The 20614-nt window shown below is 47.0% G+C and carries 21 protein-coding genes; all 21 read right to left on the bottom strand.

Going from position 1 to position 20614, the window contains the following annotated elements; all coding sequences use genetic code 11:
* Window positions 1–9: 9 nt before the first annotated feature.
* Complete coding sequence (locus PAENI_RS27205) at window positions 10–270, bottom strand: hypothetical protein (protein ID WP_262495751.1); 261 nt, start codon at window positions 268–270, stop codon at window positions 10–12.
* Window positions 271–353: 83 nt separating this feature from the next.
* The gene (locus PAENI_RS27200; RefSeq protein ID WP_149647410.1) at window positions 354–1334 is read right to left on the bottom strand and encodes an XkdQ/YqbQ family protein; all 981 of its coding nucleotides are present in this window, start codon (window positions 1332–1334) and stop codon (window positions 354–356) included.
* 14 nt (window positions 1335–1348) lie between these two features.
* Complete coding sequence (locus PAENI_RS27195; RefSeq protein ID WP_149647409.1) at window positions 1349–1978, bottom strand: hypothetical protein; 630 nt, start codon at window positions 1976–1978, stop codon at window positions 1349–1351.
* Between the two features lie 3 nt (window positions 1979–1981).
* Window positions 1982–6148, bottom strand: coding sequence for a lysozyme family protein (locus tag PAENI_RS32060; RefSeq protein WP_188114706.1), 4167 nt, complete (start codon window positions 6146–6148; stop codon window positions 1982–1984).
* A gap of 179 nt (window positions 6149–6327) precedes the next feature.
* The gene (locus PAENI_RS27185; RefSeq protein WP_149647408.1) at window positions 6328–6738 is read right to left on the bottom strand and encodes a hypothetical protein; all 411 of its coding nucleotides are present in this window, start codon (window positions 6736–6738) and stop codon (window positions 6328–6330) included.
* Window positions 6739–7167: 429 nt separating this feature from the next.
* The gene (locus PAENI_RS27180; RefSeq protein ID WP_060622117.1) at window positions 7168–7611 is read right to left on the bottom strand and encodes a phage tail tube protein; all 444 of its coding nucleotides are present in this window, start codon (window positions 7609–7611) and stop codon (window positions 7168–7170) included.
* Between the two features lie 3 nt (window positions 7612–7614).
* Complete coding sequence (locus PAENI_RS27175) at window positions 7615–8967, bottom strand: phage tail sheath subtilisin-like domain-containing protein (protein WP_149647407.1); 1353 nt, start codon at window positions 8965–8967, stop codon at window positions 7615–7617.
* Window positions 8948–9193, bottom strand: coding sequence for a hypothetical protein (locus PAENI_RS27170; RefSeq protein ID WP_149647406.1), 246 nt, complete (start codon window positions 9191–9193; stop codon window positions 8948–8950). The genes PAENI_RS27175 and PAENI_RS27170 overlap by 20 nt, the downstream gene beginning before the upstream one ends.
* 96 nt (window positions 9194–9289) lie before the next feature.
* On the bottom strand, window positions 9290–10621 hold the full coding sequence (locus tag PAENI_RS27165; RefSeq protein WP_149647405.1) for a serine hydrolase domain-containing protein: 1332 nt from the start codon (window positions 10619–10621) through the stop codon (window positions 9290–9292).
* Between the two features lie 117 nt (window positions 10622–10738).
* Window positions 10739–11227 carry a hypothetical protein gene (locus PAENI_RS27160; RefSeq protein ID WP_149647404.1) on the bottom strand — a complete coding sequence of 163 codons (489 nt, stop codon included), beginning with the start codon at window positions 11225–11227 and terminating at the stop codon, window positions 10739–10741.
* Window positions 11224–11718: an HK97 gp10 family phage protein gene (locus PAENI_RS27155; RefSeq protein WP_149647403.1), complete on the bottom strand. Its 495-nt coding sequence runs from the start codon at window positions 11716–11718 to the stop codon at window positions 11224–11226. The genes PAENI_RS27160 and PAENI_RS27155 overlap by 4 nt, the downstream gene beginning before the upstream one ends.
* Window positions 11705–12031 carry a hypothetical protein gene (locus PAENI_RS27150; RefSeq protein ID WP_149647402.1) on the bottom strand — a complete coding sequence of 109 codons (327 nt, stop codon included), beginning with the start codon at window positions 12029–12031 and terminating at the stop codon, window positions 11705–11707. The genes PAENI_RS27155 and PAENI_RS27150 overlap by 14 nt, the downstream gene beginning before the upstream one ends.
* Window positions 12028–12414, bottom strand: coding sequence for a DUF3199 family protein (locus PAENI_RS27145; RefSeq protein WP_149647547.1), 387 nt, complete (start codon window positions 12412–12414; stop codon window positions 12028–12030). The genes PAENI_RS27150 and PAENI_RS27145 overlap by 4 nt, the downstream gene beginning before the upstream one ends.
* Window positions 12392–12697: a Rho termination factor N-terminal domain-containing protein gene (locus PAENI_RS27140; RefSeq protein WP_149647401.1), complete on the bottom strand. Its 306-nt coding sequence runs from the start codon at window positions 12695–12697 to the stop codon at window positions 12392–12394. The genes PAENI_RS27145 and PAENI_RS27140 overlap by 23 nt, the downstream gene beginning before the upstream one ends.
* A complete protein-coding gene (locus tag PAENI_RS27135; protein ID WP_149647400.1) occupies window positions 12697–13644 on the bottom strand; it encodes a P2 family phage major capsid protein in 948 nt (315 codons plus the stop codon). The genes PAENI_RS27140 and PAENI_RS27135 overlap by 1 nt, the downstream gene beginning before the upstream one ends.
* 21 nt (window positions 13645–13665) lie before the next feature.
* Entirely contained in the window at window positions 13666–14892 is a 1227-nt protein-coding gene (locus PAENI_RS27130) for an XkdF-like putative serine protease domain-containing protein (RefSeq protein WP_149647399.1), read from the bottom strand.
* Between the two features lie 361 nt (window positions 14893–15253).
* Complete coding sequence (locus PAENI_RS27125; RefSeq protein WP_149647398.1) at window positions 15254–15859, bottom strand: hypothetical protein; 606 nt, start codon at window positions 15857–15859, stop codon at window positions 15254–15256.
* A 198-nt stretch (window positions 15860–16057) separates the two neighbouring features.
* Window positions 16058–16888, bottom strand: a complete 831-nt coding sequence (locus PAENI_RS27120) for a phage minor head protein (protein WP_149647397.1) — start codon at window positions 16886–16888, stop codon at window positions 16058–16060.
* On the bottom strand, window positions 16881–18359 hold the full coding sequence (locus PAENI_RS27115; protein ID WP_149647396.1) for a phage portal protein: 1479 nt from the start codon (window positions 18357–18359) through the stop codon (window positions 16881–16883). Before PAENI_RS27115 ends, PAENI_RS27120 begins: the two co-directional genes overlap by 8 nt.
* Window positions 18360–18362: 3 nt before the next feature.
* A complete protein-coding gene (locus tag PAENI_RS27110; protein ID WP_149647395.1) occupies window positions 18363–19679 on the bottom strand; it encodes a PBSX family phage terminase large subunit in 1317 nt (438 codons plus the stop codon).
* The gene (gene terS, locus PAENI_RS27105; protein WP_149647394.1) at window positions 19666–20571 is read right to left on the bottom strand and encodes a phage terminase small subunit; all 906 of its coding nucleotides are present in this window, start codon (window positions 20569–20571) and stop codon (window positions 19666–19668) included. Before terS ends, PAENI_RS27110 begins: the two co-directional genes overlap by 14 nt.
* Window positions 20572–20614 lie beyond the last annotated feature (43 nt).

Raw genomic sequence — 20614 nt, 5'->3', positions numbered from 1 at the left:
GGAAACAAACTATCCGCCACTGCTTCCCACATCCTTTCCGAGCACATAATACCGCTGGCTCGTCATGCGAGAAACAATAAGCTGATCTCCAACCTTCAGGGGGCTGGGAATCGTTAGGACACCAGTTAACTTTGAAACCTCAAGTTGCTCAACCTCAAAAACTGCATCGATACGACGTTCCTGCAGATATTCTGCAAAGACCAGTTTGTCTGCAGGATATGGTTCCGGGTCACCTTCTACCTGGATTTCCGGTTTACTTGGCCAACTCAATAATGTCGCACGTTCGGTATCTCGGGCGTCAATATGACCTTTCGTCTTTTCCTTCAACAAATTCAAAGCATCATTTAGCAACGTTACTCCCTTCTTTCCAGTTCAAGCTTCACAGTGTATAACCCATTCTTAAAACTGCTCTCAGCGGACTCTACAATCCACTTGGAGGTATGGTCCGTTTTGATCAACACTATCCAGCCAGCCCGAAGCCCTGTCAGCGTGTGGTCCTCATGCTTTACAGTAATTTTCTTAATCTGCTTCGCCTGCGACAAAGCCTTCAGGCGTTGCGTAGCGATCGTGGCCGGATCCTCATCTTCCTCAACCTCGATGATCTCTTCCATTCGACCCATGGCTTGAACTGCACCGGCTGCCGTCTTAGTTACTGATGAAGCAAGCTTATCGTCCTTATACTTCTGTGCGGTGACGACTGTATAAGTTTCCTCAATGCTATAACCAGTGGTGCTAGCCTCCATCTGTTCCGGAATGAAGACTGGAACAAGGGTGTTCGTCCCCTCCCGAACTACCTGCAGGTAGAAACTAGTATCCGTCCGGACTACATCTACATGATAACGGTAGCCGCTCCGCTCATATGCCTTTTGCAACACATCCAAGATAACTTCTGAATGGAACATCGTGCCATAACGTTCATCTAGGTTAAACCCTAACGCAGGACATCGAAAATCAATTCCAGTAGTCTTGATATAACGCTGAAGCTCTGCACCGGCCTCGCCCTTCAGGTATGGGCGTGTGCCTTTGTTCTTCGCTAAATACCAGCTCATCTCCCGAGCTTCAACCTCCCATTCATCTGTGAACTCATTTTGTTCATACTTGATGATGGGTCCATGGAAGAACTGATTCTTGTGATGAAGCACTCCCATGCCTTTCAGCCGCGATGAAAAGCACATCAGCATGCCGGCTACCTTCAGATCAGTAGCGTTTCGAAGTCGAACAGTTGCGCTACGTGCGATTTCATCTCGTACTGAAGACCAGGACAATTCAACTGCCGCATCCGTCAACAGCTGCCGATTACTCTCCTTCCCGTAAAGGATCGCAAAATTGTCCATTTTAATCCCGCCCTTTATTTAACACTAGAGTTCTTGTCCAGAATTCGTTCCTTTTGAGCCAAATAATCAAAGTTTCCCTTTTTATTGTCGGCAGCTGTTTTTGCTTCGGCTTTCTTCTGTTTATCACTCTTCTTAGTTTTATTTTTACTATCAGTTTTACCCGTCGTATTAGGCCGACTTTTGGATGACTTGGTTATGATTACACCAGGCTTTAATAGTTGCTTTGTATTGGAATATGAAACAATTTTAACTGGGTTGAACTCAACGAAATTAAATGTAATATGCAAATTCGCCTGACCATCTTTATAGGTGGCCTCGAAACTCTCAAACCACATGGTCTGACTGAAAAGTGATTCAAAATTAATAACAACCGGCTTGAGCTTCCATTCCTCCATCAACTTCCAAGCCTGTTCTGGAGACTGATAAGCCACCGTCTCTTTGCCTGTTTCCCAAAGTTCCTCCCAGGCTCGTGGGAAGATCACAGAAAAAGAGACCCGCTTCAGCTTCGAAGTGAGTCTCTTACTTGTCTTCTCTTCACCTGTGATTACTACAAAGGAATCTATCTCATTGCTGCTAGTGATCTGAATCTCTGCCGGTGTAATTGGAAATGTGAAGCGATTCTTATCACGTATCATGGTCAGCATGATTTATCCCCCACTCTCCAGAGCATTGTACAACTCTTCGCCGAAAACCTTGCGAAACAACGCTCGTCCCTGTGGACTAGTCAGCATCTTGGCGAATTCAGTAAAGTTGGTAATTCCCTTGGCCAGTTCACCAAAATTGATGTTGATGTTCTCAATTACGATATCGCGGATCTCTGCAGGTGCCTGCGCTAATGTCTTCGCTACCGGGATACTGGACGATCTCATGCCTACCGCACCACCATCTGCGTAGGGACGAACACCCAGTAGGCTCCCCGTCTGTTCCCACAATGCTCTTCCTCGTTTACTCCGCTGCCGCGAAAGTGGAATAATCATCTCCGGTCCAGCTTCACCAACCAAGCCCATGTGTGGAGAACTGATAAGCCCACCATCAGCGTACTTCTTTTTGCGCTTTTTTCGACGGCCAAAGAATCCAGAAATGCCATCATACATTTTTGTGGCCAGTTTCTCACCGCCAATAGTCCCTAGCAACCCACCAATAGCTCCGCCAACAGCGGTACCGACACCAGGCATGAGGAAGGTTCCAAGCATTGCACCTGTTGCCGCGCCACCTAAGATCCCGCCTCCAATTCCACCAGCTACTTTAGCAGTCTGTCGCCCGCGCTTTCCTTTGCCAGCGAAGAGGATATCCCAAGCATCCATGGCATATCCAACCGGTCGAACCACTTTACCCATGAGCTTTGTTCCCCTGGAGAAGTTCTTCATCTTAGCGGCTTGTCTGCGCAACTCATGACCGGTTGCCCGTATCTTATAAGCATCAGTGAGGCTGCTCGCTTTACTCATCGCCTTGGTGTAACGCTTCAGACCTTGCCTTTTCACCATTTCAAGAGATCCGTGAATCCCTTCGGCATATCCAGCTCCGTAACCTATATTATCGTTGTTATCATCAATGTAGGCTTTAGCCTTGTAAGCTTGAGTTCGGAAAGGCTGCGCACCAACAATCCCTCCGTTTGCGTAAGCCCGAACGCCCAACATTGCTCCCGCACGTTCCCACAGTTCCACCCCGCGTTGCCGGCGCCCTGCAGAGAGAGGAATAATGGCCTCCGGTCCAGCTTCACCGACCAACCCGATATGAGGTCGAGTAATAATATCGCCGTTTGCATAAGCCGCACCACCACTGGAATTAGGAAGACTCGAGGTAACCAAAGATTTCGCCGCACCTGCTCCAGTCAGGGTGTTCAGAATACCCATAGCACCGATTGCTGTCGACTTAAGTTCAGGGAATTTACTTTGCATCCCCTTGGAAATCCTCGTAATAATGGTACTGCCCCAGCTTTCACTCTGACTCGTAACTGTTTGTATCGATAGCAGCTGCTGCTTCGTCTCATTTGTAGCCGTCTTTACTGCAGTCCCGATTCCGAGCATACTCGCTCCCGCTGCACCAGCACCCTGAACAATTCCAGCAGTACTGGCTTTCGTGGTCACACCCAACTGCTGAGTCTGCCCGGCTGTTTTCTGTGCAGCTACTCCAACAGCTTGCACATTTTGCTGAGCATTACCCGATTCTGTGCTTTTCCACGCGCCAACAAATGTATTCTTAATCTTATCGACCGTTTCTTTTACACCGCTCTCGTTAACAGCACTAGTCAATGCGGTCTTTAATCCATCCTTGGCGACATTGGCCCGGAAAGCGTTGAAGGTCTCCTGTAATTGTTTTTCTCGTTCTGGGGTCAGGTTACCAAAGGTGATCTTTGCTTCAGGCACTACTTTAGCAGTAACTGCAGACTCTTCCTTCTTCTTTCCTTTACCCGTAATCCAGTCACCAATCGAATAGATGCCATCTACAGCCTTTTTCGTCCATCCAGCATTATCAGCCATGGAACCAAGCTTTTCTCCAACCCAGCCACCAGCTGCTGCTCCTGCAGCGGTACCCAATGGACCAGCTAATGATCCGACTATTCCACCGATTGTGCCTCCTGCCAAGCCTCCGACTATTGATCCTCCGGTATTGGAAGCTCCAGCCTTTAATCCCTCGTCCTTGGACGCCTGATACAAGCTATACCCGGATATGCCAATACCCGCAACGGTACCTACAACCCCCAATGCCTTTACAGCCTTTGTTCCACCTTTAGCCAAGCCTTTTAAAACTCCCCGCCTAGCTGGTACATCTGAAACATCTGATATGATATCCGGGATTGCTGATGTCCCACGAAGCCGAGCAGTATTGCGATAGGTAACTCGTCCTCTTCTTGCAGCAACATCTGGAATTGCATCGATATCAGGAATATTAGTAGTTCGAGTGCCTCGACGCGCTCTGATTAAGCCACCTGTACCGCTGCCGCCTGTCGTTGTTCGGGTGCTAGAACTTGAGCTACCAGTACGCCCACGGCGGTTCGACCTACCTCCTGCGCGACTGCCTTGTCCGCCAAGAGAGCCTCCCAGACCGCCAGCTTCATTAAGATAAACAACACTGGCATTTACAGTCATGGATGATAAAGAACTCAGGCTGCCACCCAAACCTCCACTTGATCCACCAATGGTACCACGTCTGAGAGTGAACCTACGGCGGGTAGGAGTGCCTACTTCATCGATTGGGGTTGTTGTTTGTCCTCTTCTCTGACCAATCCAGTCTGTTGCCGTTTTAACACTTTTATAACCCTTTTGGAGTAGTTTCCCTCCTTTCACTGCTACTAACCCTCCAGCAACAACTCCTAAAGCACCATTTATTGAATCGAAATGATCACTATATAGGCTGGTAAGTTTGCTGACAAAACCAACAACTTTCGTTCCTAGCTCTTGTATTTCATCTTTGTTTTCCGTGATCAGAGTATTAAATTCTTTGAGTGCTGGAAGAACTGCTGTTGAAAGATTTGCTCCCAGCTCCTGCATTTGCTGATCGATCTGCGCGCGCGTTTGAATGATATCCTGCATTGGATTTGCGTCCTGTTGAGCTTGAACCATTCTTTCCGTTGTTCCCGCAATACCAGAAGGTGCAGGTTGAAAAGGTACTTGAAAGGTCTTAAGTACAGCACTTCCGTTGTCTTCCGCTGTAGCCGATCCAAGGGATACTAGAGAAGCTTTCAACTCACTCTGTGACTGACTGGCTAAATCAGCAACTAGGGCCATTAGCGCTCCCTTTGCACGTTGCTCCTCACCGGAGTTAATGTCACTAGTAAATGAGGCAGCTTGCTTTGCTGCGTCGTTCTTACCAGCTCCGCGCAGAGTGAAATACTTCTCCATGTCCCCCGCATCGAGAGCCTTCACGCCAAATGTCTCTTTGATAAAATCGGCAGGCTTATCGAAATTGAAGGATCCCTCCTTCACGCTCTGTGTCAAGAAGTTGGCCATTTGACCAGAGTTTGCACCGGTGTTTTTGAAATAACCGCTGTACTCCCAAAATGTGTCGAACAGATCTTTCTGTCGATCTCCGACTTTTTCATAGGCATATATCATGCTGTCAGTTACAGAAGCATAAGTTTCACCGAACGTGTCAGCTGACTGCGCCAGTGCGCGATTGATCTCTTCGAACCCTGCATCTGGCAGGAGATATTTCATCATTGCTGAAGCTCTCAGAAACTCGCTAGTTTGCGATTTATCCCGGACTAGTGGGGCAATATCTGCTAATTGTCTGGCCCCTTCCGTCTGTGAAGGAATAATGCCCTGAATATTTAGATCTTTCACGGTCTGAAGACCTTGATCACGTGCAGCTTTAGGCAATAAGGCCGCACTTCGGGAAGCTTCAGAATAGTAATCCATGACATTCCCGAATAATGCGTCCTTGATTCCACCACCTAGCACTAGAGCACCTGCAGTTGCCGCAATCGTTGTAATCTTGGAAGATATACCATCAAGGACTGGGCTAACCTCATCTTGTGCTCTTAAGTGAACCCGGGAATCACTCATTCCGCGAATCTCCGAATCTGCACGAGATGCTGATCTGCGCAAATCGTCAGCACCGGAGCGAGCTCGCCTGAAAATATCATCAATGTTCGCTCGTCCAAGTCTCCGAGTTTCGTCTGCAGCATCATTGATCTGGCTACCTAAATCATCCGCTGCGCTTCGGGATCTTCGAAGATCAGATACAAGGTTTTCCCCCATCTGTCCAGATGCTCGACGAAAATCCAGTAAATCATTAGTCGCCCCAAGAATGGCCTTCCGCATATTCTGGACAGCACCGGAAATAAGATCCCGTGCTTCGAACGGAACCGTCACTTTTGTTGTCGCTGCTATAGTTGTTCACCCCCATCCTGCCTATTTCTTGTTAGCCAGGCGTTTGGCTTCTTCCTCAGCAATCATCCCCGCGGCAAGACAGAAATAATACTGCCGCTGTTTATCCACATCATAAGGTAGGATTTCAGCTGGCAGCCGCTTCTGGTTAATCCAAAAGGATGCTACCCAGCTTGCTTCTCCGTCTTGCTTGATGAGTTTTTTGCTTCTTTCAGTAGCGCATCTTTCGTCTCTTGAAATTTGTTCACAGCCTTACTTAGCTCAGCGTAGTCAGCAGGATTGTCTAGGATACGCGGTGGTAGTTCATACTTACTGATGCAGTTGAAAGCCAGCAGCAAATCTTTGTTGTTCCAATCGAAATCATGCTCAGTTGCTTTAACGATCATGACATCAATCTCGTTATAGGATTCTTTCGGATCCCCGTTGTCTTCATAGGCCAGCTCATAAGCTCGGCGCACCTCAATAGTGGTAAGGCGGCGTACTGACCAATTTTCTCCGTCTGCTGGCACCGTGACGGTTTCATCGTTCCGACCTGATTTCCCCTTAGATAGATATTTTTCTAATTTATCGCTCATGTATACTACCTCCAATAAGATATTTTTTAATAGAAAAAGACCGTCAAAGTTACGACGGTCTGATTGAGTATTTCGATACTTAAAGTATTAAGAATTTATAAAAAACATAAGAGAATACGACGGCAAATATAAGGGAGGAAATCGCTAAATTTCTTTCACCTTTCCAAGCTCGTAAAGCGTTAGCTATATACAAAACTATCATTCCACCAAATAACACTACTGGATTAAAGCCGGTTAAGTATACAATAATAAATGCTACTACCACACAACTCCAGATAATTTTGAACCATAAAGGATATTTCATGAGGTACCTTTTAAGCATAACCTGCCTCTATTCTCTTCGAATTTGTATACATTGTATTCTCTAAATCTTATTACAATTCCTTCCTATTCGAAGCACTAATATGACTACAGGGTGCTTCTAAGAATTCATGCCATATAATCCGGAAACTGTTCAATAAAATCAAAATCATTCGCGGTACCAGACAGTGTGATATCAATGCCATTGTTGTCATCAATCTTGGCAACCAGCAGATCCATTTCATCATGAATATGCACACCGCTGATCATCACCCGTTCTACATTACCTGTCTGCATGTCCTCAAGAGAGCCGGTAATCCGGTCTAGGAACATCGTCTTACCCGCCTTAAAATCAGCTAGGAGCCTGTAACGAAGAGAGGACTCCAGTTTTGACATAACCAACTTTACGGTGATCTCATACCCGACGATCTGTTTCGTCTTAGACATCTTCCGCGCACGGATAATATCCAGTGTCTCCGGCTTCAGGATAACCTCCACTTCTTTAATGGTCTGAATAGAGTCGCCATTGTCATCCTGTACGGATAAATTACGGCCAATAAGTTCGCGCTCCATCGATTACGCCACCTCCCAATCAATATTAAAGATCTCAATCGCGTCCAGCGGTTTTGCAGACAGGGAGAAGTAAGCATAATCCATATCACTTTTCTTCGTTGGATGCTCAGTAAATGTAAACTCTGAGTCAATCGCCTTCTGTCCAGCACGAGTCTTCAGATAACTAACGACTGCTGCGATAAACAACCCCCGACCATCCTTATCATTGTCCAGCTTAGCCTTGTTTGCTTTACCAGCAGAGTAGATGTCGTTCAAAATTTGGTCAATCGTCATGGAAACCCGAATCTTGCCGAAGTCCTCTCGTTCCCCGGCACCAAGCGTGGTCAATGTGTTCACTGCCGACTCAATAATATAGTCGTAACCATCCCGGGTAGCCATCAGGGTACCTTCAGCCAACCCCTTCAAAACCTCACTATGGCTCCAATCCACTAGCGTCTCCGTCATTGGCACCTTAACACCCGTAAAGGATTTATTCGCAGGTGTTCCAGCGGCTAAACCAGCTACCCATGCTGCCCACTGCAAGGAAGTATAAGTCTTTCCGTTAGAATGTTCGCCAGCCAAGGAGCAATTGATGATAAAACGAGCATTAGCAGCGCGGCTGCGGGTGTTGTGAGCTTCAATATCATCATCAGACCCCGATGCACCACCAAAAACTAGTTGTGCCAACTTACGAGCCTTTGTGCGTCGATCCAGCAGCCATTGCTTCGCCGCTGCCTGCACTCCAGCTTCTGAGGAAGGCAAGTACACGACATCAAATACCAGGCCATCAATCCTATTAAATATACCGCTCCAATTGGCTGCCGTAATCGCTGCGGTACCGGTAACTCCGCCGGCCAACTTTGTATAGGCAACATCAGCCAAAGCCGTTGCACCTGTCTCCTTAAAACGCACCATGTTTGACTTTTTCAGAGCATTGATAGCTTCAGTTTTATCAGCGACCAAGAACGTCTCAGTATCATAGATACCTTTCGTATCCCTAATGACAATCTCTTTCTTTGTTGAATCTACCAGACTCGTCCGAATTAGATACTCAAAATCATTTCCACGAGTACCTGGATAACGGGCCTCAATTGTGTAGCTGCTGGCCACAACAACCGAAGCAGCTACTTCATTCCCATTCGTAACCCTATAACCCACTACCGTTGCGCCATTCTCTGCAGCCAGTTCCAACTCATCTACAAGTAGACCAGATTCCTTGAAGCGCTCGGACTGATCCGCCATATCCATTGCTTTATTCGGCAACCCCCACTCGGCTTGATACGGTATCAAAACACGGCCAGATACCGATAGGACACGAGACTTTGCAACCGCCTGCAGCTCCACATACGCGCCTGGTCTATTCCGTTGTATCGACATTCACTGTTTCCTCCTTTTTTGTCAGTCCCAAATAGGCCTGCACCTTTTGAATAACTTCCTGCTGAGTCAGCAGGGTATCTTCGTCACAATCAAAAAGAGCGCCTGCAATTTCAAAGCGTTCCCGCTTCAAAACCATTGCGCTCTCAATCCACTCCTGCTTACTCCACTTGTTCAGGGTATCTGGAACAACATTAGTAGGCTGGCGAATCTGTTTTTTTAGGTTCATGCTTTAAATATTCCTCCCTTTTTCCGGACCAAAAAAACCGCCTTTCCTTAGGCGGTTAATGCCGTACTATTGTGTCCCGTTAGTTCAAATGAATGACTACGCGTTTGCCTGGAGCTCCTGCAACCTGCTAGAAATTGCTTCATTGTCAGGAAATATTGCGGCTGCACAGGTCTGAACACTTAAAGCGTCCTCTCTGTATCCATTCCACGTTAATGCTTCGGTGATGCGCATAAATTCAAAATCCACTAGATAATGCTTGTCTTGTTCCATTCTATTGATGCGGTGATACTCTTCCATCGCCTTCTCTACTCCATTAGATACGGCTAAGTCCGCAACTATGTGTGCCATTGATCGCTTTATTTGGTGTATATTCGAACCAAGCAATAGATCGAGTATCGGATAGGTTACGCTACCCAGCCAGACATAGTCACAATTGGTCATCACAGAAATAGCGATTTTTTCATCAGGAAGTAGAATTAGATCACTTAGAAAACCGGTATCCCATCCGGAATGCGAGACGATCCTGAACCCTTTATATTCTCCCAAAAACCAGCCCAGACCGATCTGTGCATTTTCTTGCCCGTATCGAGTAGCCGCATGAGACTTCCACATTTCATCATAGCTGCCGGACTGCAAGGCATTATATCCATCCTTTGCAATTCCCTGGTTAAGGTGCATAAGCATATATTGGCTCATGTCTTCAACATTGGTATATAGAGTGGAACTGGGTCCATGCGCCCTGTTATAAGGAAAAACATCACTGATATATCCGCCATATCCATCGGAAGTTTTGAGCACATGAGGTGCGGCAAGATGAGCTTCCACCTCTTGTTTCAAAAAGGAACTTGACTGCATTCCTGACGGTTCCAGAATATGCTTTTTCATATACTGCTCGAAGCTCATTCCGCTAACCTTTGCTATCATGTCTCCCAAAATCTCGTAAGCTATATTGCTATAAGCAAACTTAAAACCAGGCTCGCTCAAAAGCTTGTGATGACAGATACTCTTTACATACCTTTCAAGACTTTGCTCATCGTATTCGGGCCGGTCCCATGCATAATCTTCTTCATCTGGCATGCCCGATGTGTGGTTCATAAGCTGCCTTATCGTAATATGTAGATACCGCTCATCCTCCATCTTAAAGTAAGGGAGGTACTTCGTGATCGGTGAATCCAGATCTACTTTTCCACTCTCAACCAATTGCATAATGGCTGTCACAACGAATGTTTTTGAGACGGAGGCTTGGTGAAACAAAGTGCTACGATCAACAGAATCACCAGTCGATAAATTGGCTTTTCCATAATCACCAGTGAAGATCATATTGTTGTCCTTCACTATTCCGACGGCTAATGCCGGAAACGGTCCATTTTCAACAAAATCGGTTAACATTTCGTGCAACGTATTCTCAGTTTTCTGATATTTGTACATTTTGTCCCCCCAGATATCCAGCAATAGCAATTCAAGTGTTCACTATATCATTTCCTGCATTAACATAATATGGATAGAATGATTTAAACTAAACTGCCCGTTAGCTTAACAACAGAATCAAACTTTAAAACAACCTGGCTCAATAAAAAATTCATTAATCTTCTGAACAGACTGCCCGTCATCTTTAATTATGAGTTTCGGAACGTGAATCAGATATGAATACCTAAACGTAACTTCCATCCTATCATTCTGCGGCCGAGTACGTGGAGCCTCAATCACCATCATGATTCTAAAGCGCTGCGAAACCACACAGAACCGTCGCTGTCGGAGGTAAAGGAAGAAGGGAGATAAGTCCAAGGGGACCGGTTCCCCGGCCTCCTCTACTATATTACGGTCGATGTCATAATGAAAGACCAGACCCACATCCTCGATGATCCGGTCTGCCCGCGGCGTATGAGCCTTGTCAGAGACAAGATCCGTCTCAATGAACACACTCGGACGATCAAACTGCCCTGCTAGCCAAAGGGAACGATCTCGAAGAATCGGCAGCTCCGGATATATCCGCTGCACGAGTTCTGCCCAAGCTTTCAATCCCACATCCATCATGACAGCATCCTCCCCAGCTCTTTCTCTAGCCGCTTCATAATCAGTGCATTCATCCCGCCCTCCAATTGCTGAACAGCGATGTCAAAGTAATGTCGACCAATGAACGACCTTGGCTTAGCCATAAATCCTGTCTTCGCCCTAGGATCGTAGACAAATGTACCATTCGTTGCCCAATAACCTGGGACAAAGTGAGCCTTGTGGATGGTATAACCGTCATTGAGATGACGTGCGTAAGGAACATTTGAACCGACTTCGATAGTAATAGAATTGCGGTCAATATCCCACTCCCAAATGTTATTCTCCTCTCCACGAGTAAAGGAGTTCCACATCAATCCAGTGTCAATCAGATCCTGTTTATCAATCTCATCGATGACCAGGTTCAAAAGTGTTTCGCCCACAGCCTCAGCAATGTTCTTAAGGATCTGACTAACCCCTTCGTCGCTCAGCTTCTTGAATTTCTTCGCTAAACCATCAAAATCATGCACGCTCACTACCTTTCACCTCGCAAGTCACCAATAACTCACGCCAGTAACGGCGTGGGTTAGAGTCAATCACCAAATATTTTCTTCCAAACAACAATACTTCGTCGCTGATTCTAACGTCTGCTGTCTTCGGCACACCTATTGTCTTTTTGACAATGTATATGACAGGAGTGGATTCTGCCTTGGCATCGGTCTGGGTCTTAACAACAAAACATTTTAAATCTGTGACCTTTCCGGGTTTACGATCGCTGAACAGATCGTCCGCATCCTTCTGGCGTCCGACCCTGTATACCTCCAGCAGGGTATTCATACGGTGATTCATAGCAAATAGGCCGTGATGTTCCCATCATCCGGCCCGGACTGCTGCTTCTTGACCCATAAGAAGAGGATGGAGTCCACATCAGCATTGCCCGTGGTCTTCCCTTCAACTGCCTGGCGGGTGTATGTCCAAGCACCATCACTCTCAGCTGAGTAGCCACGAGCGACGGAAGCAAGATATTCCTCACTGTCTTGTAGACCCAGCGACTCCGCAAGCTTCACCCAGGCCAACATGAGCTGCTTGTCTACCACCTCTGGAAAAGAAACAGGCAAATACAGCTCGATCCGGGTCTGTGCATCATCAATATACTGCTCAAGCTGTTCGTCAGTCGCCTCCTGGACGGCGCTGACACGACTACGGCTCTTAAGGAGTGTTACTGTCAGCATCCGGCACACCGCCGCCTTCTAGTGCCTTTAGTTCATTGATAAGCTCGGGCTTCTTCATATCCGCAAAGCCTTCAATACCGGCTTTCTTCGCCTTGTCCTTCAGTTGGGGAACTGTCAGATCTTCCAGCGGAATGACCTTCTCCGCATTCACTTCAAAATCAGGATGCTCATGCAGTTTTTCCAGCACAACCGAATCTTCCACCAGTACCGGCTTAGCTGGCTCAAAACGAATACTATACAGCCGAAGTGAGGCGTTCTTGCCTCGATAGGTTACGTATGCCATTAGAATTCCACCCCTTCCACATAGGCTAGAGCTTGTGGCTCTTCAAAAATCGAATCATAGTCAGAATGAATTGCGTAAAAGCGCTTATCAGTCCAGATTGCCTCCTTGCCCTCAGTAGTCTTCCGAATCTGCATGTCATAAGTATGGACCATCGCAAAATTGGGTTGATAAGTAAAGAGAATGGCTCCTTCTGGCATACTCCAGACCTCTTCGACATCATAAGCATTGATCTTCTTCACACCGCCCATGATCTGCAGCTGGATCGATGCGCTCGTGTCTTTCTCAGCCAGCATCTGAAGACGATCGCTGAAGGTGTTGGGATGCATGAAATATTTGAATACTCCGCCGGCTCTGTACCGAGTTGGAATCGCTCGCTCCACCTCAAACAAAATCCCTGTTTTCTCTTTAGCCGAAAGTGTCTTCCAATCTAAGTAATGACCGGTGGTACGTGCCTTCTTCAACCAGCCATCATTTATGCTCAGAAACTCATAATCCGGATCAGTGTTCGGGGTTGCAGTATCACCATTAAAGCCGATGTCCTGCATATTCTCACCGTAATTGTTTGCCATAGCCCGCATGATGATATCCTCTGCGTTTTGGCCTCGTACCCGCTGAGTCTGGCGAATAAATTCCTCAGTAATATCAAATGGAACAATTACTGGCTCTACTGAATATGGAATCTGTGGAAAGGTCAGACCAGGCGTGTTGGAAGCCATAATATTCTCTTTTTTACTCCGCATGTTACGGCCTCGTACACCCACCTTGTCAATTGTTCCTTTGGAACTCTTCCGATTCTCATGACGGATGCCTTTTAAGAAGCCGTTAGCTTCGTACGCCATATCCGTAAAAGCTTCGACTTCCTCATAATTCAGAGCGTTTTGATCCATCGATGTGACGATGGTTGATTTACGAATGCTCGTACTAGCGATGTTACCGTTTGTTCTCATGATTTGCATTCCTCCTCCGAATTACAGGAAGCGTCCGAAACTAACGGCGCCTTCTGATTTGTTGATTTCTTCTTCATCACCTTGCGCGGAAGCACCACGGCTATTCTTTACCAACTGTACGTCAGCTGCCAGTGTCTGCATCTGCTCACTCAGCGGTGCCAGGGCTTTAGCAATGGCATCTGTAATTGCGTTTTCTTCTGCGGTCGCAGTCGAAGCAGCACCGCCTGCAGGTTGGTCACCTTCGACACCTTCTTCTCTCTTTAACTCTGCAATCTCTGACGTTAGGCCTTCCACCTGCTTTGCGATCGGAGCCAGTGCGGCCGTAACGGCCTTGGCAATATCTTCAGCTTTCAAATCGTCTTCCTCCTTTGGCTCCGCTTCTACAGGAGCCGTTTTATTTTTAAGCTCGGTCAATGCGGCGATCGCATCGTCGACGTGTTTCAGGTTACCTGCGGAAATCTTCTTCCCAGCTTTGGCAATTTTCTCTGGGGGTGTACCGATGGCTTTGACGATATCTTCCTTGGTCAGCACATCCTCAGCAATATCAACAAAGTCCTGCAGGGCCTCCCGGATGGTCTCCGGATCAGTTTCCAGACCACTTTGCCAAGTGTCCCAATTAAAAAGAACCGAGTTGAGGGCATCCTGCGCCGCCCAAAATTCTCGGTTCTTCCTGTTCTTATGGTATTTGTCAGCAACTGCACCCTTCTGGATCAGGCCCAGTGCTTTAGCGATTCTACTCAAGAGCCCCTTGGATACCTCCTCTTCCTCTTGGATCTCTTCCCGCTTGCCAACGCCCCATATTGAAAAGCCGGTTATCTCTTCTTTCTTGATAGCCTCCCAAGTGTCGTCGTCCGTCACTTTTACAGCTGCCACCCAGGAGCCCTTGATGATCTGCTGCTCACCAAGCGTCATGTCGCAAGGAGCAATGTAAGACTCAATGACAAAACCCTTATCGACTTCAAGATCATGCTGCTTGTCAATGTTATAGGTATGCTGCTTCTCCATAAAGAGATGTGCAGCCTTCTCGATCTCAACTTCATCCATTTGGTCATCATGTGCGTCTGCCACATCTGGCTGATATACCACACCTTTGACAATCCGCTTTTCATCGTCAATTTTGGCAATCTGGACCTGTTTCTGAATGGCATTCTTTCTGGCAGCCTTGATAATAGCAAACGGCACGCCATTGGCGCCCTTGTCTACCAGGGAGATATGCGTGATTTTAGCATCTTTCAGTTTATAGCTCATATTCTGTTCTCACCTCCTTTCAATAAAAAAAGCTATATTAGATCAGATGACTCCTTGCAGATTCTGAATTGTAATGGCGCCAAAATTCGTTAAATAAATAATAGACTGACCCTACAAATTGAAACAGCGACAGCAAAGGACGTGAAAATAATGCCCTAGACTGTCGCTGTTTCATTGAACTAACGTGTCCCGTTAGTGCAATCATATATAGTTGCTGCTCCTTAAAGCTTCTAACATCTTCCGAGGAATTCAACTCGAATAGGAGCAATCCTAAATGCACTTCTCCAATCGCTCAGCAATACTTGCGATGGTACGTTCAAAAACTGCCTTATCATTGAGATAAGCATTTTCAATAATATTTCTATTCGTTACTCCATTCTCCTGAAACTTTATAATAAATCCAATATCTTAACCTTGTATGCAAATAATCTAGTTGTTCCTTGAAATGTATAAAATCAATCCCAAAACTTTCTTTACCATCTCCATAAGTGAACTCATCAAGCCGTTTGTCAAATGGATACCTGAATGTCATTGAACTATCATCTGTATTATGTAGTTCGATAATTAATCCGCCTATAGTTCTCAATTCATCCTTTTCATTTTGGTCTGCACCAAAATTATATTTACTTCGAATTTCATTATTAACTTTTGCCCATAAACTATCAAGGCCGTGTCCCTCTAGTTTATCCTTAATTTTATTATCATCCAAACCAGATGTTAAGTATATCCGATGTAGAATAGCCTTCAGGGATAACTCAACAGAGTGCCTATACAAAAATAGTGCCGGGTTGATTATATTATCAGCAATATGCCCCCGGTTAGCTTCAATGGAATCAATTAACTTGTCTGCAGCTTCTTTAAAATGTTCAGAATATAAATCGAAGAAATCGTTGTAATTCCTAAAAGTTTTTTGCCAATTAGGGTAAGCATTTTTATAAATATCTGGGTTCGAAGTAAATAGCACCATTTGATCATTCCTTCCAACAAAATCACTACCCTAAATGATTCGCCCTTGATTTAGAAGTATCCTGCCCGTTAGCTTAATGATCAATCAGTCTATTACTCTATTTACTCAGTCTTCTATTCCTCATTCAAAATGATCCCCTCCACTTTTTTATAATTCATATTAACTAAAAGAAGAAGATTAGTTGGGAGATTACCTTTTTCATTCCATTACAGAATGCATCGTGCAACGGCAGCGGATAATCTCCTCAGCCCGTCCGGATGGATCTCCCGGAAACATCAGCTTACTCTTGCCGACTTCAAAAGGCTTGTTCAGCGGCTGCACCTGGCCGTTGGCTTTACGGTGTGTCTTACGGGTCCGATCGCTCTTGGAAGACCTCCATTTCTTACCGGTGACAACCTCGGATTGTTTCCATCCCTCCAGCTTACCGCCGTTGGCCGCTGCCGTGCTCATGGTTCGAGAAACGGTAATAGCCCGTTCCATGTTAAATGGACCGACTTCACCTGAAGCTGCAGCCTCGCTGACTCCACGTACCAGAAGTGCTCGCTCTGAAGGTGTCTTTCCCTCTTTGATGGCTTTCTGAAAGGCCCGAGTCATAACTTCCTTGCTAGTCCCGTTCATATCCGGGACAAGTTTCTGCAGCTTCTTGGCAAACCGTGATGCCGCCTTATGCTTCGTGGACCAGGTCTTGTCAGTGTTCAGCACCGTAAGCTCCGATTCACCAGCTAAGTGATACAGCGGCGTGAAGGCATCATACACCGCCTGCTCGAACTGTACCGTAAAGAGATCCCCACTCTGAACCGACAGCAGCACCTTCCCAAGCTCACCGATATCAATCAGTAGTTCCTCACTGAGTTCCAGAATCGCATCATGCAATGCCTTCCCTTGCAGCTCAAGGATTTCAACTATTCGGGTTTCACCCTGCTTGTACAACTCTTCCAGCACTGTCCGCTCCGCATGGGTCAGCTCCAAACTATCCAAAAATTCAGTATCGTCCGCTTTGGCAATGAGCTCCCAGCATTCCTTACACATGACCGACTACCTCGTCATGACTCTGCCGCAACAGACGCTTGGCAATTGTGGATACCTGCTCCTGCAGATCGTTCACATCGGAATCAGGTTCTGGCACAGTTAATGCAGGCTGACTATTAATTAGTTGGGCAATCGGTGTATCCAGGTACTCATCGCTGTACTTAGACTCATCGATAGTTGTGTCCAGTACTTCCTCAGCAATTGGAATCAGATCACGGACCAGCATTATACCGCGGTCTGCGATAAAGTCCAGCAGTGCCTTGCGGTCCTCCGCATCAATGATGCGCGGCCCCCTCAGCGTAGCCCGCACGCGAAAGATACCCATAGCCGGGAATAAGCGCTTATTAAAGATTTCGTCCATGATCCACTTGCGGTACGGTTCAAAGACCTGCTCCTCTGCAAACCGCAGTGCGGCCTGCGCCGTAGCGCGGTTGTAATCGGAGCTCTGGCCTACCAAGATCGGAGGCAGCCGGAACGCGGAGAGGATATCGGCCTTCTTGTCCTTCCCGTATTCTAGGAACAAGGCATCCTGCTGCAATAGATCATTCAGTTTGTCCAGCTTAATAGACACTTTTTCGACCTTCTCATCTAACGGACCACCAGTCTCTTCCCCGATGGCTTCCAGATAGAGAATACCCCCTTGGGACTGCGAACCCTTAACATTCTTCAGTAGCTCCATAGATTGTTTCGTCAACCGACCATTGGTCACTGTCAGCAGCATGGAGAGCATTCGGCCATTAGAGAAATAGGAAACGTTGAGTTCCTCTGCTTCCCTACTACCAACCACTCCTGGTGCATTCCCAAACCAGCGTGGTTCACCATAAGGACCATCGTTTCCCAACTTCAAAGGTATGATCTGATTCCCTTGACCCTCTGTTCCAAATGTACGGAACCACACCACGGACTGCCCTCTCTTCATGGCATACTTCCGGGCATAGATATCTTGGGAGAATTCCTCTACCTTCTTCGATGACCGGATAAGCCGCTTACGCTTGATCGTCACCTTATCCGTCTCTCGGGTACAACGAACGAATTTCGGATTGATTCGGTAGAGTGTCGGGAACTCACTGCCGGCAGGCCAGGCGATCTCCACATTTGCATTCCCGCTGCTCTCGATGTCCTCAATCAAGGAGCCGATAATCTCATCCGGCGTATCCTCCAGGTTACAGGTCTCAAGAAACTTATCAGCCTTGTTCCACTCTTCCTGCGCAGTTTGATCACTCTCACCGGGGAGGTACTCCAAAGTAATACCATATCCAGCAATGTTTCGCTTGTACGCCTCGATGCACTGCGGAATGATATTACTGTTCTTAACAAGAAGTTTGCAGGAGACAGGGTCATTGCCTGATGGAAACGGAAGCAGCCCGTGCTGATCGTATAGGTTTTCAAAGCTATCCGGTAGCTGTGCACTCGAGGGGATATGCCTGTCCTCTGCTTTTGATATTTGAAACCACTGTGCCTCGCCACTCATGCCCTACACCCACCCCACATCATGATCAGATCGCTCCTCTCTCTCTTTTTTACGCTGCTTCACACGCTGCAGCAGATAATCCGTATGAATACCGTATCGGCGTGCATCACAGGTATGGTCGTTTTGCTTAATGGGCTTGTCTTCGCCGCGCTCGGCGGCTTTTTCATCCCATACGTAAGACACCAACTCCTGAAGGGAATTGGTGTTATCGGCACAGATATAAAGTTCATTATTCTGAAATCTGTTAGACACAGTCTGAATCCCATCTAATACGGTATTCACCGCAGCTCGGATATTGTTGATCCCTCGCTTCTTCAACTCAATAATAAAAGCCTTTGCTGATGGGTCAATGAAGATTGAATACTCATCGCCATCAAGAAAGGCTTCCAGATCATCCGCATATTCACCATTCGTTTTCTCACCTTTATGCCGGATGTTGTGGTAGTACTCATCCAGTTCATAATAGACGTTCCCTTGGACCCCGTATTTCAGGAATGCCGTTGGATTATTTGCCCCGTAGTCGATACAAATGAATTTGCGATCAAACTTGGCCGGAAACCAGTCTCGGGGTTTCTTATGGACCGCATCATTAAACTTAGAGAAAATCACTCCCTCTGCCATAACCCAAAGCCCTAAGATGTACCGCTGATAGAATATCCCGCTGTACATGCGACGGTACCGCTCCCGTACACCCTCAGAAAGAGAGAGATTATCCTCCATTGTAAAGTGTAGGTGCAGTGCGTGCTTCTTCTGCAGCTGATCTAGCCATTCCTTTTTAAACCAGTGATATGGTCCTGCAGGGTTGCAGTTGAACCAGAGCTTGGCACCATCTACAGAACAACGGGCAGTCGCTTGGTCGACGAAGGACTTTGGCATCAAGGCAACTTCATCGAAGAACATTCCGGCCAGCGTGATCCCGGCAATCAGATCCTGGGAACTTTCATCTCGTCCACCAAATAAAAAGAACCGGTTGCTTATTAAGCCCCGGGTCACAGTCAAAACATTTTCAGATCGATTATCATGAACGTGATACCCACGGCTGGCGAGCATGCGCTTTAGAGGCCCGACCACGTTACGTCGTAGCGCACCAATGGTCTTTCCTGACATACCGAACTGTTCTCCTCGAAAGGTGTCCATCCCCCATGCGATAAAGGAGAATGACATGCAGACCGTCTTACCGGCGCGGACCGAACCATCACAGATGATTGCGTCTTTATCGTGGTGTGGGCTTTCAGGTGTCCACCATGTCAGCACTTTAAGCTGCTTTTTCGAGAAAGGGGACCACTTGAACGCCGCTGGTTTGAGTTTAAGCTTCGCCATCGTCGCTCCACACCCCCGCTGCCATGCCTTTCAGCGCATCGATAAAACCATCATCCTCAAAGACTTCCTTACCTCCACCACCGCGCAACATTTGAAGCTCATACTCCATGGTTTCGATGCGGATACGTTTTTCGTCGTCGGTCAATCGATTTTTGAGTTCAATGGCCCGGATCTTCTTATCTTGGATGCGAGTCAGAGCTTCTTCCAACTTCAGGATATCATCTAACTTTCGAAAGCCTTTCTCTTCAATCTTCGATTCCATCATTTCATTACGGCTATGTGGGATCTTCTTCGTAATGCCGGTCTTCTCATCATGGATCTCCGCGACTTCCTTGATAGCCTTCATCTCGTAGAGCACACTGCGCTCGGTCTCTGATAATCCATCCATCAGGGATTTAATCCGGTGCATCATGCGGCGCTCACGGATCGTTAGAAGGTAAAGGGATTCATTTGCCTGGATGATCGGGTCAGTGTCCACCTGATCGATGAGCTGCTGCTCGGTTTCGGTTAATGCATCCAACCAAATGGTTTCATGTTCGCCGGTGGTGACGGCCTTCTTGTTGCCAGGTGGCCCGCCAGCACCACCGCTATTTCCTTTGGCGTTTTGATTGCCTGAAGGCGCACCGCCACGATTACCAACAGCATTTCTGTTCCCTTTAGGAGCGCCGCGATGTGGAGCGTTCCCTTTCGGTTCAATTGGAACGCTCCCTTTGGTTTCAAGTGGAACGTTCCCTTTGAGCGCATCTTGCCAACGGTCGACTGACTTCCACTTTCGGACTTTGCTGTCCGGAATAGAAAGAGCAGAGGCGATGTCCTTAAGCTTCATCGTCCCGTCGCTCTCGATCCACATCTGTCTTGCCTTATCCCGTTCGGGACTGCGTTCTCTGGCCATGCTACATGTCACCACCCCCAACAAAAAAAGGACAGCCACTTTT

Source organism: Paenibacillus sp. B2(2019) (assembly GCF_008370385.1).
In the GTDB taxonomy this organism is placed as follows: Bacteria; Bacillota; Bacilli; order Paenibacillales; family Paenibacillaceae; genus Paenibacillus_AQ.
The sequence above is the reverse complement of the archived record's forward strand: the minus strand, read 5'-3'. Positions and strand labels throughout refer to the sequence as shown.

Coding starts and splice junctions, on each gene's coding strand:
- PAENI_RS27120 (WP_149647397.1), bottom strand. CDS start 16,888: ATGTGTAAGGAATGCTGGGAGCTCATTGCCAAAGCGGACGATACTGAA.
- PAENI_RS27200 (WP_149647410.1), bottom strand. CDS start 1,334: ATGGACAATTTTGCGATCCTTTACGGGAAGGAGAGTAATCGGCAGCTG.
- PAENI_RS27115 (WP_149647396.1), bottom strand. CDS start 18,359: ATGAGTGGCGAGGCACAGTGGTTTCAAATATCAAAAGCAGAGGACAGG.
- PAENI_RS27195 (WP_149647409.1), bottom strand. CDS start 1,978: ATGCTGACCATGATACGTGATAAGAATCGCTTCACATTTCCAATTACA.
- PAENI_RS27125 (WP_149647398.1), bottom strand. CDS start 15,859: ATGGTGCTATTTACTTCGAACCCAGATATTTATAAAAATGCTTACCCT.
- PAENI_RS27180 (WP_060622117.1), bottom strand. CDS start 7,611: ATGGAGCGCGAACTTATTGGCCGTAATTTATCCGTACAGGATGACAAT.
- PAENI_RS27160 (WP_149647404.1), bottom strand. CDS start 11,227: ATGATGGATGTGGGATTGAAAGCTTGGGCAGAACTCGTGCAGCGGATA.
- terS (WP_149647394.1), bottom strand. CDS start 20,571: ATGGCCAGAGAACGCAGTCCCGAACGGGATAAGGCAAGACAGATGTGG.
- PAENI_RS27130 (WP_149647399.1), bottom strand. CDS start 14,892: ATGAGCTATAAACTGAAAGATGCTAAAATCACGCATATCTCCCTGGTA.
- PAENI_RS27110 (WP_149647395.1), bottom strand. CDS start 19,679: ATGGCGAAGCTTAAACTCAAACCAGCGGCGTTCAAGTGGTCCCCTTTC.
- PAENI_RS27135 (WP_149647400.1), bottom strand. CDS start 13,644: ATGAGAACAAACGGTAACATCGCTAGTACGAGCATTCGTAAATCAACC.
- PAENI_RS27185 (WP_149647408.1), bottom strand. CDS start 6,738: ATGAGCGATAAATTAGAAAAATATCTATCTAAGGGGAAATCAGGTCGG.
- PAENI_RS27165 (WP_149647405.1), bottom strand. CDS start 10,621: ATGTACAAATATCAGAAAACTGAGAATACGTTGCACGAAATGTTAACC.
- PAENI_RS27145 (WP_149647547.1), bottom strand. CDS start 12,414: ATGCTGACAGTAACACTCCTTAAGAGCCGTAGTCGTGTCAGCGCCGTC.
- PAENI_RS27150 (WP_149647402.1), bottom strand. CDS start 12,031: ATGAATCACCGTATGAATACCCTGCTGGAGGTATACAGGGTCGGACGC.
- PAENI_RS27140 (WP_149647401.1), bottom strand. CDS start 12,697: ATGGCATACGTAACCTATCGAGGCAAGAACGCCTCACTTCGGCTGTAT.
- PAENI_RS27175 (WP_149647407.1), bottom strand. CDS start 8,967: ATGTCGATACAACGGAATAGACCAGGCGCGTATGTGGAGCTGCAGGCG.
- PAENI_RS27170 (WP_149647406.1), bottom strand. CDS start 9,193: ATGAACCTAAAAAAACAGATTCGCCAGCCTACTAATGTTGTTCCAGAT.